Source organism: Streptomyces sp. NBC_00239 (assembly GCF_036194065.1).
Lineage (GTDB): Bacteria > Actinomycetota > Actinomycetes > Streptomycetales > Streptomycetaceae > Streptomyces.
Genome location: NZ_CP108095.1, coordinates 3,125,871 through 3,140,792 on the forward strand (window position 1 = coordinate 3,125,871; position 14,922 = coordinate 3,140,792).

Here is a 14,922-nt window from a genome sequence, read left to right on the forward strand (position 1 = left end):
GTTCCTGTGCGCACGCGGTGAACACGGCGCACGGCGGGTTCACAACCCCCTGGCGGCGACCCGGCATCGGCCCGAAGGGTACGTCATCCGCCGGGCCTGGCGGCTGGAACCGGACGCCCGGCGGGGCCCTGCAGGGTGGCACACATCACAGCCGCCACGATCCCGCCCAACATGTACACGTACGTGCCGGTCGTGGCCGCGTAGAGGTTGTCGCCCTCGGGCCGCGGCGAGACGAAGACCATCAGTACGGCGAACCAGCCCAGGGCGGTGGCGGCGACCCCGAGGCTGCCGCGCATCGCGATCCGGCCGCCGAGGAAGCAGCAGGCGGTGGCCAGCAGGCAGAGCGCCGCACCGAACGGCGGCCAGGCGCCGACGACCAGTCCCCCGGCGATGCCGGTGAGGGCGCCGACCAGGAGCAGGAGCAGGAAGAGGGCGGTTCCGGCGGCGGTGGGCCGGCCGGTCATCAGGCCGCCCGGCCCGGGGCCGGCGGAGCGCGCGGACGCGGTGTGCCCGCCCGCGGCGTGGGCGCGCGTCGCGCCCCCCGACTGCTTCCCCGCGCCCGCGCCCGCTCCGGAGCCCGCGCCGGGCGCATTCCGGCCGGAGCCACCCGAGTTGCCCTGATTACCGCTTTTGTTCCGGTTGGCCGGGTTGCCGGAGCCGCCCTTGCCCGGCCGCTGCTTCCCGGGGCCGCTCACGCGCCGGTCCCGGCGAAGAGGTCGCGCTCGCGCTGCCCGGCGGGCACCCCGGGGCGCCCGTGCACCAGCTCGTAGTACTCCTGCGCGAGCAGCGGCTGCGCCAGGTCGTTGGAGAGGGCGAAGAAGGGGCCGTCGACGGCGATCTGCGTGGCGTGCGCGCGCATCGCGGCGGCCTTGGCCGCCCGGTACGCGGCCGCCTCCGGCTCGCAGCCGATCTCGGCGGTGATCCGCTCGTCGGGCACCACGCCGGGCACGTCGTCCACCTCGGCGATGCCCGCGAAGGGCGACTCCTCGCCCTTGGCCCGCAGCCGCGCGAAGCCGGCCTCGACCACCGAGCGCGGCACCCGGTTCCAGTAGATCTTGGCGATCTCGTGCGGGTCGCCGAGGTCGCGCCGGTACGCCGGTTCCGCGGCGAGTTCGGCGGCCCGCATCGCGACGCGGTGCGCCTGGATGTGGTCGGGGTGCCCGTACCCGCCGTTCGGGTCGTACGCGACGAGGACCTGCGGGCGGAGCCGGCGGATCACCTCGACGAGGTGGGCGGCCGCCTCGTCCACGTCGGCCTCCCAGAAGGCGTCGGCGCGGTGGTTCTGCGGCACGCCCATCATCCCGGAGTCCCGGAAGCGGCCGGGGCCGCCGAGGAACAGGTGGTCGGAGACACCGAGTTCGGCCATGGCCGCCGCGAGTTCACCGACGCGGTGGCTGCCGAGGGTGTCGTCGCGGTCGGCCGTCAGGTGGGCGAGCCCGGGCGGGATGACCTCGCCCTCCTCGCCCAGCGTGCAGGTCACCAGCGCGACATGGGCACCCTCGGCCGCGTACTTGGCCATGGTGACGCCATTGTTGATGGACTCGTCGTCCGGGTGCGCGTGCACCAGGAGCAGACGACGGGCGGGAAGACCGTTCATGGGGACACCCTACGAGGCCGCCCCTACAAGTCGATGTCCCCCAGCATCCCTGCCACGCTGTTCGTGAGTTCCCTCATCGTGGGTGCCATCGAGGAGCTGGAGAGGTAGAACCCGAGCAGCACGCAGACCACGGCGTGCCCCGGCTTGAGTCCTGACTTCTTGACCAGCAGGAAGACGATGACCAGCAGCAGCACCACCGCCGAAATCGAGAGTGCCACGGCGGTTCACCTCCACATCTGTTGGCATTACCCGGACAGCGTTCTGAGCACGTGGCGGAGTCATACCCACACGTGCCGTGCGCTACGGATCATAACTATCCGTGCGGACGTATCCTTCGGTCGCACTGGAGCATCGAGGGGGCGCACGGCACATGCGCCCCAGGGCGCGCGGACCTCGGGGTGGCGCCCCCGGGACGTCTCCGCCCCTTCCCCGAGGACATAACCCCAGGTCAGCGGGGGCACGCGAAAGCGGCCGGCCGGCCGGAGTCTCCCCCGACCGACCGGCCCACGGCACCCGCACGGCCGTACGCTCACCAGACTGACGCGTCCACATATCGGTACTGCGACAGCGAAGTTGCCTGCGTGTTAACGCAGTTGACGCACTTTTGTCAGTTCTTGTCCGTACGGCCGAGCAGCGCAGCCGAGCGGGTCAGGTCCTGGGCGGCGCGGGCGCACCGGTCCGCGAGACCGGCCACCCGCTCCCGGAAGGCCTCGGCCTCCGGACCCTGCCAGTCGAGTGCCGCCGCGCTGTCGCGCAACCGCCGGGCGCGCTCGTGCAGGGCGGCCGCGTGGGTGTGCAGCCCGTCGGCGGGACCGCCGGTGCGGGGGCCCGGGACGCGGCTCGCGGACTGCCCGCCGGGCGGGTCGGCCGGGGAGTTCTCCGAGGTCACAGGGTCCTCCAGGGGGCGAAGGCGTTGGTCACTCCGTCGAGGGCGCCGGCCAGTTCGGGGTGGTGGCGCAGCAGCACGGACACCATCGTGTTGCGGTCCACCCAGCGCAGGCCCTCAGCCGTGTAGACCTCGGGACGGTAGTCGGTGGTGAAGAACCGGTCGCTCTTGAGGCGGCGGCTGGCCATCAGGATGAAGATCCGGAAGAGCGAGTCGCTGAACCCGAATCCGGCGGGGCGCGGTTCGGCGAGATTTCCGACGAGGGTGTCTACCCGGTCCAGACGGCCCTCATAGAGATCCTTGAGGAGCGGGGTGTCGGAGGGGTGGCCTCCGGTGAGTTCCTCGAAGGAGGTGACGGGGCGCTTGCGGAGCATGCGGCGGTACGCGTTGTACCGCGGGATGCCGCGTTCGCGGTCGCGCAGGATGTCGACGGTGCCGAGGTCGATGTGCTCGCCGGTGAGGCGGGCCAGGTTGCGCAGGCCGTCGGGGTGGTTGTGCAGGACCAGCGCGCCGGGGTGGGCGACGCCGAAGGAGTAGAGGAGGTCGCTGGTGCCGTAGGTGTCGACGGCGGTGCGGGTGGTGGCGCCCTGCATCTCGTCGAAGCCGATGGTGGCGCGCAGCGCGCCGGCCTTGTGGTCGCGGACGGCGAGCTCGTCGGGGATCAGGGGGTGCAGGCGGTACGCGGAGACGAACTCCTCGGTCATGGAGAACGGCGCGGCGTGGTGGTCGGTCGGCGAGCCGAGGATGCCGCTGAGCATCTCGCCCGCGCCGATCCGGCCGTACTTGCGGGTGACCCAGCGGGGCAGCACCCCGTACCAGTTCGCGTTCATCGCCTTGTGGAGCACGGGCGTGTCGAGGATGCCGGGAGTCCACTCTACGGTGTGGATCTTCGCCATGAGGGCGGTGTTGACGAGCCGCGCGGTGTGGAAGAGCCGCTCGTCGTCCCAGGTGGGGTAGTGCGAGCGCAGGTGGTCGCAGATCGCGTTGTGTTCCTTGGCGAACAGCGTGTGGAGCAGGGACAGCCCGGTCCAGTAGTCGCTGTTCATGCCGGTCCAGTCCAGGCACTCCTTGCCCGGCCGCGGGTCGGTGGGCAGCCGGCCGTCCAGGACGGTGAGGCGGCCGTTCTCGCCGGTGCGCAGCGCGCGGCAGCGGGCCTCGTCGGAGCCGTAGATCTGGGAGCCGTCCCACCAGTGGGTGACGGTGTTCTCGTACGTGGGCGGGGTGTCCGCGCCGGTGTGGGCGACCGGGTCGGGGCGGGTCCGGTTGATGCGCATCGGGCAGCTGCCGCCCAGCTCGGCCCAGTCGTCGTCGGCGGCGAGGGGGACGGTGAAGGGTTCCGCTTCCTCGTTGTCGCCGTGGTTGGCCCAGCCGTGGTTCTCGAACTGGATCCACGCGGCGGCCAGCAGGTTGAGGGTGGGCGCGGGGACGAAGCCGCGGCGGGCCAGCAGCTGCCGGCTGATCTCCCGCGGGCTCGGCGTCATCAGCTCGTCCTCGGAGCCGGGGAAGGCGAGGTGGAGCGGGGCGTTGCGGTCGAGGCGGGTGCCGACGCGGCCCATGTCGTCGTCGTACGGGTCGTAGCCGGAGCCGTCGTAGGAGCGGTACGGCAGGAGGGCTGCGGGGGCCCGGCGGGGGCGTTCGCCACCGGCGCCGAACGTGTCGTGCAGGTTCTTGCGGCGCAGGTCGTCGCGGAGCACCCGGAGGTTGAGCAGGCCGAGGGGGCCTGGCAGTTCGTGCCAGTCGCGGGTGCGGTTGACGCGCTCGAAGGCGGCCGAGCCGAGGCGTTCGAGCAGACCGGGCGGTGCGTACGGGGGCGCGGCGGGGGCGGGCCGGGCGGCGGGCGCGGGCGCGGTCTGTGCGGGGACGACGGTGGCCTTGACCTCCTGCGCTCCGGAGGTGTCTGCGGCGGTTTCGGTCATCGGGTGAGTCCTAGCGGTCGTGGAGCTGGAAGAACCGGTGGGCGGTGACGCGGCCGCGGAACGGGGCGAGTTCCGCGTCCACGTGGGCACCGGCCTCGGGCACGTCGAACTGGAGGTTGTGCGCGTACCGCTCGGCGGCGTGGCACAACGGGAAGTTGTGGGTGTCGTCGGTCCAGGTGAACTCGGTGAACTGGTCGGGCAGGGCGTACGGAGAGACCGAGGAGCGGCCCTCCAGGCTCGGCACCACGTCGTGTTCGTTCACGAGCGAGCAGACCCGGGTGGCGGGGTCCGCGGGCCGCTTGCCGTCGACGGGCGAGCCGATCGCGACCACCCGGGTGACCCGGTACAGGGCGCAGAAGTCGCGGTCCGCCGCGAGGTTCATGGCGGTGATGCCGCCGAGGCTGTGGCCGATCAGGGCGACCTCGGCGCCCGAGGGCACGACCGCGCGGACGGCCTGGGACACCGCGCGGGAGTACGGGGTGGAGGAGCGGGCCACCGCGTGGATCGCGCCGAGGAGGTCCTGCGGGCTTTCGTTCCTGAGGCCGCCGGCGGCCATTCCGGCGAGCTGGACCACGTACCGGACGGTGTCGTCGGGTCCGGTGACCCGCTGGACGAGCAGGATGCCGCCGGTGCCGATCGCGTCGATGTTGCGGACGTACCCGGCGATGGTGCCGGACTGGTCGAGGCGCTCGACGAGGGCGGGGTCGGCGGACACCGGCTCGGCGCGGCCGGGGCCGCGGTCGAGGAGGGCCCAGACCCGGACGCCGACGCCGAGGAGGGGCTCGGCGGTGGTCAGGGTGCGGCCGGTGGCGATCTCCCAGCCGGCCGCGTCGTTGAACGGGTTCTCGTCGGTGAGCGCGTTCCACGCCATGAGGTCGGCGAAGGAGGGGGCGAGCAGCGCGAAGGCGCGCTCGGAGCCCTGACTTCCGATGATGGTCCGGAACGCGCGGACCGCGTCGCGCTGCCGGTCCTCCGCGACGGCGTTGACCACGCGGGCGGTGTCCGGATCGCCGAGCAGCTCGGGGTGCTGGACGGCGGCGGCCCGGACCCTGGCCCGCAGGCCGGTGACGGCGAGGCTGACGGCGAGGCTCTCCCGGCTGGTGAACACCCCGGCGAGCCAGGCGGTACGGGCGAGCACGCCGCGACCGCGCGGGGCCCAGCCGAGGCCGGCCTTGTCGGTGAGCGTGCGCAGCAGGCTGCGGCGGGCGGGTCCGGGGACGGGGCCGCGCAGCGCGAGGCCGGTGGCGAACCGGGCCGCCTCGCCGACGGCCTCGGCGGCCTCGGCCAGCTCCCTGCACAGCGCGTGCAGTGCGGCCACGTCCGGCTCACGCACGTCGGCGACGGCTTCGGTCATAGGGGTCGGTCCTCCTGGGACGGGTCGGATCGTTTCGTGGCGGGCACCCCACCGGCTGCCTGAGCGGCAATTCCCGGCCTCGCCGGCGTTTGAGGAGCGGGTCCGGGCGGAGCCCGGTACCCGGCGCCGGCCGGGTTGCCTTGGGGCTCCGCCCCAAAACCCGCGCCTCAAACGCCGGCGAGGCTGGATATGCCCCACGGCACCGACAAGCCCGGAATTTGCACGTCAAGGCGCCGGCGGGGCTGGGGGTTGCGGTGCGGGCGTTGGGGGGGTGGTCAGTGGGGGTGGAGGTGGAGGGGGGAGGGAGGGAGGGTGCCGGGGAGGGGGCGGCAGGGGTTGAGGGGGTGGGGGGTCGAGACGCGGCGGCCGCGCAACAGCTCGCGGCAGATCGCCGACCCCAGCAGCAACCCCAACCGGTCCCCGGGACACCTCCCCCCGCCATGACTGAACGGCGCCATCCGCGTGTCACCGTCCGCCTCCCGGTCCAGCCACCGCCCCGGCACGAAGAGTTCGGCCGCCGGCACCGTCTGCGGGTCCCGCTGGTGGAATCCGATGGGCACGAGGACGTGCGTGCCGGCGGGGTACGACACCCCGCGCCAGACGGTCTCCGCGCGGGTGACCCGTACCAGGTCCGGCACGAGGGGGTACAGCCGCAGCGACTCCTGGAGGCAGGCACGCATCCGGGTGTCGTCGCCGCGCGCGGCGTCCTGTTCGGCCGGGTGCGCGGCGAGCAGCGTCAGGGTCCGGGCGATGACGGGGGTGAGCGCGTCGACCGCGAGCAGCCAGTGGTGGGCCTGCCCGACCGGGTCCAGTTCCGGGAACTCCGGGCCCTCCGGCACGGACTGGGCGCGGGCGACCAGGGTGTGCGCGGGGGCCTCGGCGGCGTACTTGACCAGCCGGCCGGCGAGCTGCCCGTACAGCCGCTCGTTGGCGGGGTTGCGGCTCTTGCGCATGCCGAGCCAGTTGGCTTCCTCGCGCAGCCGCAGCAGCCCGCGGTGCAGGTCCTCGTCGGCGGCGGCCCGGTCGCCGAGGACGATCCGCCGGCCGATCCGTTGCAGGATCCTCTTGAGCGCGTCGTGTTCCAGGACGGCGGAGGCGGTCGCCGCGGCGCATTCCTCGGCGATCACGGTGAGGAACTCGGCGCACGAGGGGTGTACGGCCCGGTCGGGGGCCAGCGCATGGTCGTTGACCTCGCGGCGGGCCTCGCGCAGCGCGCCGTGCGAGCAGATCACCCCGGTGGGTTCCAGGACCTCCAGCATCCGCACCTTGTCGACCGCGTCCATGGCGAGGCGTTCGACGGGTTCGGCGAAGAACTGGGCGATGTCCGACCGGTCGAGGAGGACCAGCATGTCCCCGGACAGGGCCCGGATCTTCACGGGCGCCCCGCCGTGCCGGGCGCGCAGGGCCCGCAGGGTGGCGGCGGACCAGCCGGACTGGCCGAGGGTGCCGAACGCGGCGACCATCCGGGGCCGCGGGGCGGCGATCCCGCGGACGAAGGCGGGCAGGGTGTGGGTCAGTGCGAAGCGCAGCGTCTCGGCGCGGCCGGCCCGGGCGGGTCGGGCGTACGAGACGGGGCGGATCGGGGAGGTCACCTCGGTCACGGGCGCACCGCCCCGGTGGTGCCCGCGGCTGCCGCGGCGGGGGCCGGGAGCAGGGCAGGGCCGGCGGGCCCGGACAGGTCGAGGACCTTGCCGGGGTTGAGGAGGTTCTTCGGGTCGAAGAGGCGCTTGAGGCCGCGCTGGAGCTCCAGGCTGACGGGGTCGAGTTCGCGGGCGAGCCAGTCCCGCTTGAGGGTGCCGATGCCGTGCTCGCCGGTGGTGGTGCCGCCGAGTGCGAGGCCGGCGGCCATGATGTCGTCGTAGGCGATCTGTGCCCGGCGGAACTCCTCCGGGTCGGACTCGTCGAAGACGACGGTGGGGTGCAGGTTTCCGTCGCCGGCGTGTCCGAGGGTGAAGATCCGCAGCCGGTGGCGGGCCGCGATCTCCTCGATGGTGCCGACGAACTTGGACAGTTCGGAGCGGGGGACGGCGACGTCCTCGATGAACGCGGTCGGCTTGCCGCCGAGGGTCGCGGCGAACGCGCCGAGCGCGGGGCTGACCAGGCGGCGGGCCTCGATGACCTGCCGGGCCTCCTCGGGGGTGGTCGCGGCGACCACGTCGAGGGCGCCGGCGCGGGTGCACAGCCGGCCCATCGCGGCGAGGTCGCGGGCCGCGTCGGCGGTGTCGCTCTCGACGATGAGGGTGGCGGCGCTGCCGGGCTTGAGGAGGGAGCCGCCGTACGCGGCGACGGCCTCGGAGGTGGCCCGGTCCAGGAGTTCCAGCGCGGAGGGCACGTGCCCGGCCGCGATGACGGCCGCGACGGCGTCCCCGGCGGCGGTCAGGGTGGGGAACTGCGCGAGCAGCGAGAGGGCCTCGGGGCGGGCGGGGCGCAGGGCGAGGGTGGCGCCGACGACGACGGCGAGGGTGCCCTCGGAGCCGACGATCAGGTGGGTGAGGTCGTATCCGGCGACGCCCTTGGCGGTGTCGCGGCCGGTGTGCAGGCGGCGGCCGTCGGGGAGGACGAGGTCGAGGCCGAGCACGTAGTCGGCGGTGACGCCGTACTTGACGCAGCAGATGCCGCCGGCGCCGGTGGCGATGTTCCCGCCGATGGTGCAGCGTTCCCAGGAGGCGGGGTCGGGCGGGTAGCACAGGCCGTGTGCGGCGACGGCGTCGGCGAGTTCCTTGGTGGTGACGCCGGGTTCGCAGCGCACGAGGCGGTTGGCGGTGTCGATCTGCCCGATGCGGTTCATGCGGGTGGTGCTGAGGACGACGCAGCCGTCGACGGCGTTGGCCGCGCCGGCGAGGCCGGTACGGGCGCCCTGCGGCACCACCGGCACCCCGAGCTCGTACGTCGCGCTCAGCACGGCCGCGACCTGGTCGGCGGTGCGCGGGAGGGCCACGGCGACGGGGGTGCCGGGCTCGGAGAAGGGCGCCGAGTCGCGTGTGTGGGCGGCCAGCTGCTCGGGGTCGGTGAGCAGGTCGCCGGGTTCGGGGAGTACGGCGCGCAGGCGGGCGAGGAGGGGGGTGTCGGTGGACATGCCGGCCTTCCGGGGGGTGGGACGGGTTCCGGGTGTGGTGGTCAGAGGGTGGGGAGCTCGGTGGTGACGGGGACGTCGATGAGGACCGGGCCGTCCAGCTGCTGCGCGCAGTCCCGTACGAGCTTGGTGAGTTCGCCGGCGCCGGTGGCGGTGTGGGTGCGGAGCCCGTAGCCCTGGGCGATCGGGACGATGTCCAGGCCGGGGATGTCGAGGCCGGGGGCGCCCTGCGCGTGCTCGACCTGCGCGAACCACTGGAGGATGGCGTACTTGGCGTTGCTGAGGACGACGAAGGTGACGGGCACCTTGTACTGGGCGGCGGTCCACAGGGCCTGGACGGCGTAGTGGATGGAGCCGTCGCCGATGACGCACACCACGGGCCGGTCGGGGGCGCCGAGCTGGGCGCCGACGGCCGCGGCGGCGCCGAAGCCGAGTCCGCCGCCGGCGGAGAACAGGTACGAGCCGGGCGTGGAGATCCGAGTCGCCTCGTGGAACTGCGGGACGTTGGAGGGCGATTCGTTGACCCAGAGGGTGTTCTCGGGGGCTCCCTGGGCGATGGCCTTGAGGGCGGCCAGCGGGCTGAGGACTCCGCCCTCGGGCTCGGCGTAGCGGATCTCGCGGGCGACGGGTCGGACCGGGCCGCCGGCGGGCAGGCGGTCGGCGAGGGCCCGCGCGGTCGGGGCGAGGTCGGCGACGACGGCGTCCCCGACGGGCGCCTTGGCGGCGTCGTCGGCGTCGCGGGTCACGAGGACCAGCTCGGCGCCGTCCGGCAGCACGCAGCCGGGCACGTACGGGTAGTAGCGGAACACCTGGGCGCCGACGACGAGGACGAGGTCGTGGCCGGCGAGGGCGTGCGACAGCGGGCCGATGGCGGGCGGCAGGTCGCCTCGGAACTGCGGGTGGGTGCGCGGGAAGGAGACCCGGGCGGAGGCGGGGGCGGCCCACACGGGCAGGCCGGCGCGCTCGGCGAGGGCGAGTACGGCCTCCCAGGCGCCGGAGTCGTCCACGTCGTCGCCGACGACGAGGACGGCGGAGCGGGCCTGCGCGATGCGGGCGGCGAGCGCGTCGAGCGCCTCGGCGGCGGGCGCGGTCGCGTGTCCGATCCGGCGGGAGGCGGCGGCGCGGGCCGCCCGGTCCTCGGCGTCGGTCAGCTCGGCGTCCATGTCGTCCATGGGGAGCGAGAGGAACACGGGGCCGCGGGCGGGGGTTTCGGCGATGTGCACGGCGCGGGCGAGCGCGGGCGCGACGTCGGCGGGGCGGGGCGGCTCGTAGGCCCACTTGACGGCGGGCTGCGGCAGGAGGGTGGCCTGCGGGTTGGCGAGCAGCGCCTCCATGGTGAGCATGGCCCGCACCTGCTGCCCGGCGGTGACGACCATCGGGGTGCGGTTGGCGCGGGCGTTGAGGATGGCGCCCATGGCGTTGCCGGTGCCGGGCCCGGTGTGCAGGTTGACCAGCGCGGTGGTCCCGGAGGCGAGCGCGAACCCGTCCGCCATCCCGACGACGACGGCCTCCTGCAGGCCGAGCACGTAGCGGAAGTCGTCGGGGAACTGCTTGAGCATGGGCAGTTCGGTGGATCCGGGATTCCCGAAGACGGTGGTGATGCCGCGCTCCCGCAGAACATCCAGGACTGACTCACGAACCGTACGCATGGGGATCCTCCGCAGCGGGATGACAACTGTCGGTGATCAACCCACCACACGGCGTGGATCTTTACAAAAGCCGGCTGCTGTCGACTGCGCCCTGGTATGTGACGGTTGGCCTGCCCGGCATGCGTGGCCCCGGGCGCACCGGCGTCCACTTGGCGCCACGAGATTCCCCCACAGGGATGACCGGAGATGACACCACCTCGCGGTGGAATCCGGTCCGCGCACACGAAACAGCGCACCCCGCACCGATGGAGCCGGTGCCGGGGTGCGCCCCGCCGTCGGGCTTCACCCTCAGGCCCTTGCGCCAGCGGACCGCAGCAGCACAAACTACGCCCGGAATCCGATCGTTCCGGATCCGGGCGCAGGGGCCGTTCAAGGGCGCCATTTCGTGATCAGGGTTTCAAAACACCCTCACCGGCGGCGGCGCATGTGGTCACCATCACTCTGAGTCACGCTCAAAAGGTGGATTGTCGGCCTTCTCCAGGGGCGTCCGGGGCGGGTCGGCCGGGCGCGTCGCCGGCACCACCCGCATCTCCGCCGCGAAGTGGCACGCCGACGGGTGCGCGGCCGGCCCGCCGGCCCGGCGGAACTCCAACGGGACGGCCAGCAGCGGGACTTCCTGGCTGCAGCGGGCCTCCGCCTTCCAGCAGCGGGTGCGGAACGGGCAGCCCGAGGGCGGGTTGGCCGGGGAGGGCACGTCGCCGCTGAGGATGATGCGTTCGCGGCGGGCGCGGGCCTCCGGGTCGGGGACCGGCACGGCCGAGAGCAGGGCCTGGGTGTAGGGGTGCGTGGGGTGGTCGTAGATCTGGGTGTCGGTGCCGGTCTCGACGATCCGCCCGAGGTACATGACCGCGACCCGGTCCGAGATGTGCCGGACGATGGACAGGTCGTGGGCGATGAAGACGTAGGAGAGGTTGAACTCGGCCTGGAGCCGGTCCAGCAGGTTGACGACCTGGGCCTGGACGGAGACGTCGAGGGCGGAGACCGGTTCGTCCGCGACGATGATCTCGGGCTGGAGGGCCAGGCCGCGGGCGATGCCGATGCGCTGGCGCTGGCCGCCGGAGAACTGGTGCGGATAGCGGTTGATGTACTCGGGGTTGAGCCCGACCACGTCGAGGAGGTCCTGCACCTTGCGCCGCCGGTCGCCCTTGGGGGCCACCTCGGGATGGATCTCGTACGGCTCCCCGATGATGTCGCCGACCGTCATCCGCGGGTTCAGGGAGGTGTACGGGTCCTGGAAGACCATCTGGATGTTGCGACGGACCGCCTTCAGGCCGCGCACCGACAGTCTGGTGAGGTCCTCGCCCTTGTACGAGATCGCGCCCGCGGTCGGCTTCTCCAGGTTGACGAGCATCTTGGCGACCGTGGACTTGCCGCAGCCCGACTCGCCGACGATGCCCAGCGTTTCGCCCGCGCCGAGGTCGAAGGAGACCCCGTCGACGGCCTTGACCGCGCCGACCTGCTTCTTGAAGAGGATGCCCTGCGTCAGCGGGTAGTGCTTGACGAGGTCCCGGACCTCCAGGATCGCTTCAGGCATGCAGGCACTCCTTCCAGAAGTGGCAGGCGCTCGCACGCGGCACCGGGGATTCGGTGACCTCGTACAGGGGCGGCACCTCGGTGCGGCAGCGGTCCCGGGCCATCGGGCAGCGCGGGTTGAAGGCGCAGCCGGGCGGGATGGCGAGCAGGTTGGGCGGCAGGCCCTTGATCGCGTACAGCTCCTGGCCCTTCTGGTCCAGGCGCGGGATGGAGTCGAGCAGGCCCCGGGTGTACGGGTGGGCGGGCGCCTTGTAGATCTCGTGGACGGGGGCCGCCTCGACGATCCGGCCGGCGTACATGACCGCGATCTCGTCGGCGACGTCGGCGACCACGCCGAGGTCGTGGGTGATGAGGATCAGGCCCATGTTGAGCTCGCGCTGGAGTTCCGCGAGCAGGTCCATGACCTGGGCCTGGACGGTCACGTCGAGGGCGGTGGTGGGCTCGTCGGCGATGATCAGCGAGGGTTCCAGGGCCAGCGCCATCGCGATCATGATGCGCTGGCGCATGCCGCCGGAGAACTGGTGCGGGTAGTCGCCCACCCGCTCCTTGGCGGCGGGGATCTTCACCCGGTCCATCAGCTCCACGGCCTTGGCCCGGGCCTGCTTGCGGGACATCCCGCGGTGCACCTCGAACATCTCGCCGAGCTGGGCGCCGACGCTCAGCACCGGGTTCAGGGAGGACAGCGCGTCCTGGAAGATCATGGCCATCTCGGCCCCGCGGACCTTCCGGCGTTCCTCCTCCTTCATCTTCAGCAGGTCGGCGCCCTTGAAGAGGATCTCGCCGCCCGCGATCCGGCCCGGCGGCATGTCCAGGATGCCCATCACGGCCTGCGCGGTGACGGACTTGCCGGAGCCCGACTCGCCGAGCACGGCCAGCGTCCGGCCGGCGTCCACCGAGTAGTTCACCCCGTTGACGGCCTTGGCGACCCCGTCGCGCGTCTTGAACTCGACGTGCAGGTCGCGGACTTCCAGCAGCATGTCCCCCGCCTCCTCAGCGCAGCTTGGGGTCGAGGGCGTCGCGCACCGCGTCGCCGAGCATGATGAACGCCAGCACGGTGATGCTCAGTGCGCCGGCCGGGTAGAGCAGCATGTGCGGCGCGTTGCGGATCTGCGAGGCCGCGTTGGAGATGTCGATGCCCCAGGAGACGGTGGGCGGTCGCAGGCCGACGCCGAGGAACGACAGCGTGGCCTCCAGCGCGATGTACGTGCCCAGGGCGATGGTCGCCACGACGATGACCGGCGCGACGGCGTTGGGCGCCACGTGCCGCAGCAGCATCCGCCCGTTGCCGGCGCCCAGCGCGCGGGCCGCCTGTACGTAGTCGTTCTGTTTGGCGGTGATGACGGAGCCGCGGGCGATGCGCGCGATCTGCGGCCAGCCGAGCAGCACGATGAAGCCGACCACGGGCCAGACGGTGCTGCTGGTGACCACCGAGAGGAACACCAGGCCGCCGAGGATGACCGGGATGCCGAAGAAGATGTCGGCGATCCGGGACAGCATCGCGTCCCACCAGCCGCCGAAGAAGCCGGCCAGCCCGCCGAGCGCCGAGCCGAGCAGGGCCGCGCCGACGGTGGCGCACACGCCGACCGTGATGGAGGCCCGGGCGCCGTAGACGGTACGGGTGTACACGTCGCAGCCCTGGGTGTCGTAGCCGAAGGGGTGGCCGGGCTCGGAGCCCTGCTGGGACTTCGACAGGTCGCACTTGAGGGGGTCGCCGCTCGCGATGAGCTGCGGCCAGATCGCGATGACCACGAGGAAGAGGATCAGCAGCGAGGAGACGATGAAGACCGGGTTGCGGCGCAGCTGGTGCCAGGCGTCGGACCACAGGGAGCGCGCCTTCTCGGAGGGCCCGGCGGGGCCGCCCGGAAGGGTCTTCTCCAGGCTCTCCGCCTCCTCCAGGGCGAGATCCATGGCACCGCCCTGTCCGGTGGGCGCGATGGCTTCCTTCTCGCCCGGCTGCAGCGGATCGTACGGCTCAGGCATAACGGATCCTCGGGTCCAGGACCGCGTAGAGCAGGTCGACGAGCAGGTTGGCGAGCAGGAAGACGATCACGAGGATGGTCACGAAGCCGACGACGGTGGGGGCGTTGTTGCGGAGGATGCCCTGGTAGAGCTGGTAGCCGACGCCGTGGATGTTGAAGATCCGCTCGGTGACGATGGCGCCGCCCATCAGGGCGCCGATGTCGGTGCCGATGAACGTGACCACGGGGATCAGGGAGTTGCGCAGCAGGTGCCGACTGATGACCCGGCGGCGCGGCAGGCCCTTGGCGACGGCGGTGCGGACGTAGTCGGCCTTGACGTTCTCGGCGATCGAGGTGCGGGTGAGGCGGGTGACGTAGGCCAGCGAGACCAGCGCGAGGACGATGCCGGGCAGGATCAGCTCGTTGAGGGGGGCGTCGGAGGAGACGGTGGGCCGCACCCAGCCCCATTTGACGCCGAAGAGGTACTGCAGCAGGTAGCCGGTGACGAAGGTCGGGACGGAGATCACCACGAGGGTGAGCACCAGCAGGCTGGTGTCGATGGCGCGGCCCCGGCGCAGTCCGCTGATCACGCCGAAGGTGATGCCGACGACGATCTCGATGACGATGGCGACGAGGGTCAGGCGCAGCGTGACGGGGAAGGCCGACGCCATCAGCTCGGTGACCGCCTGCCCGTTGAAGGCGGTGCCGAAGTCTCCCTGGAAGATCTGCCCCATGTAGTGCAGGTACTGCTTCCACAGCGGCTGGTCGAGGTAGAGGTCCTTGCGGATCCGGGCGGCGGTGGCGGGGTCGGGGGCCTTGTCGCCGAAGAGCGCCGCCACCGGGTCGCCGAGGGCGTACACCATGAAGAAGATGAGGAACGTGCTGCCGATGAACACCGGGATCATCTGGAGCAGCCGCCGGATCACGTAGCGTCCCACGGGGCCTCCGGGTGTGGT

13 protein-coding genes are annotated in these 14,922 nt (G+C 72.6%); all 13 read right to left on the minus strand.

The window, feature by feature from the left end; all coding sequences use genetic code 11:
• Nucleotides 1-83: 83 nt before the first annotated feature.
• The gene (locus OG764_RS13545; protein WP_328968672.1) at nt 84-695 is read right to left on the minus strand and encodes a DUF6113 family protein; all 612 of its coding nucleotides are present in this window, start codon (nt 693-695) and stop codon (nt 84-86) included.
• On the minus strand, nt 692-1,597 hold the full coding sequence (mshB, locus tag OG764_RS13550; RefSeq protein ID WP_328968673.1) for an N-acetyl-1-D-myo-inositol-2-amino-2-deoxy-alpha-D-glucopyranoside deacetylase: 906 nt from the start codon (nt 1,595-1,597) through the stop codon (nt 692-694). Before mshB ends, OG764_RS13545 begins: the two co-directional genes overlap by 4 nt.
• A gap of 23 nt (nt 1,598-1,620) precedes the next feature.
• The gene (locus tag OG764_RS13555; protein ID WP_328968674.1) at nt 1,621-1,815 is read right to left on the minus strand and encodes a hypothetical protein; all 195 of its coding nucleotides are present in this window, start codon (nt 1,813-1,815) and stop codon (nt 1,621-1,623) included.
• Between the two features lie 389 nt (nt 1,816-2,204).
• On the minus strand, nt 2,205-2,486 hold the full coding sequence (locus OG764_RS13560; RefSeq protein WP_328968675.1) for a hypothetical protein: 282 nt from the start codon (nt 2,484-2,486) through the stop codon (nt 2,205-2,207).
• A complete protein-coding gene (locus OG764_RS13565) occupies nt 2,483-4,399 on the minus strand; it encodes a peroxidase family protein (protein WP_328968676.1) in 1,917 nt (638 codons plus the stop codon). The genes OG764_RS13560 and OG764_RS13565 overlap by 4 nt, the downstream gene beginning before the upstream one ends.
• A 10-nt stretch (nt 4,400-4,409) precedes the next feature.
• Nucleotides 4,410-5,753: a hypothetical protein gene (locus OG764_RS13570; RefSeq protein WP_328968677.1), complete on the minus strand. Its 1,344-nt coding sequence runs from the start codon at nt 5,751-5,753 to the stop codon at nt 4,410-4,412.
• Nucleotides 5,754-6,028: 275 nt separating this feature from the next.
• On the minus strand, nt 6,029-7,354 hold the full coding sequence (locus OG764_RS13575; protein ID WP_328968678.1) for a cytochrome P450: 1,326 nt from the start codon (nt 7,352-7,354) through the stop codon (nt 6,029-6,031).
• Nucleotides 7,351-8,829 (minus strand): FAD-binding oxidoreductase, encoded by a 1,479-nt coding sequence (locus tag OG764_RS13580; protein WP_328968679.1) that lies wholly within the window; start codon nt 8,827-8,829, stop codon nt 7,351-7,353. Before OG764_RS13580 ends, OG764_RS13575 begins: the two co-directional genes overlap by 4 nt.
• 41 nt (nt 8,830-8,870) lie before the next feature.
• Entirely contained in the window at nt 8,871-10,475 is a 1,605-nt protein-coding gene (gene mdlC, locus OG764_RS13585) for a benzoylformate decarboxylase (RefSeq protein WP_328968680.1), read from the minus strand.
• A gap of 436 nt (nt 10,476-10,911) precedes the next feature.
• On the minus strand, nt 10,912-12,009 hold the full coding sequence (locus tag OG764_RS13590; RefSeq protein WP_328968681.1) for an ABC transporter ATP-binding protein: 1,098 nt from the start codon (nt 12,007-12,009) through the stop codon (nt 10,912-10,914).
• Entirely contained in the window at nt 12,002-12,985 is a 984-nt protein-coding gene (locus OG764_RS13595) for an ABC transporter ATP-binding protein (protein ID WP_328968682.1), read from the minus strand. The genes OG764_RS13590 and OG764_RS13595 overlap by 8 nt, the downstream gene beginning before the upstream one ends.
• Nucleotides 12,986-12,998: 13 nt before the next feature.
• On the minus strand, nt 12,999-13,988 hold the full coding sequence (locus OG764_RS13600) for an ABC transporter permease (RefSeq protein ID WP_328968683.1): 990 nt from the start codon (nt 13,986-13,988) through the stop codon (nt 12,999-13,001).
• Nucleotides 13,981-14,904: an ABC transporter permease gene (locus OG764_RS13605; protein ID WP_328968684.1), complete on the minus strand. Its 924-nt coding sequence runs from the start codon at nt 14,902-14,904 to the stop codon at nt 13,981-13,983. The genes OG764_RS13600 and OG764_RS13605 overlap by 8 nt, the downstream gene beginning before the upstream one ends.
• Between the last annotated feature and the right edge of the window lie 18 nt (nt 14,905-14,922).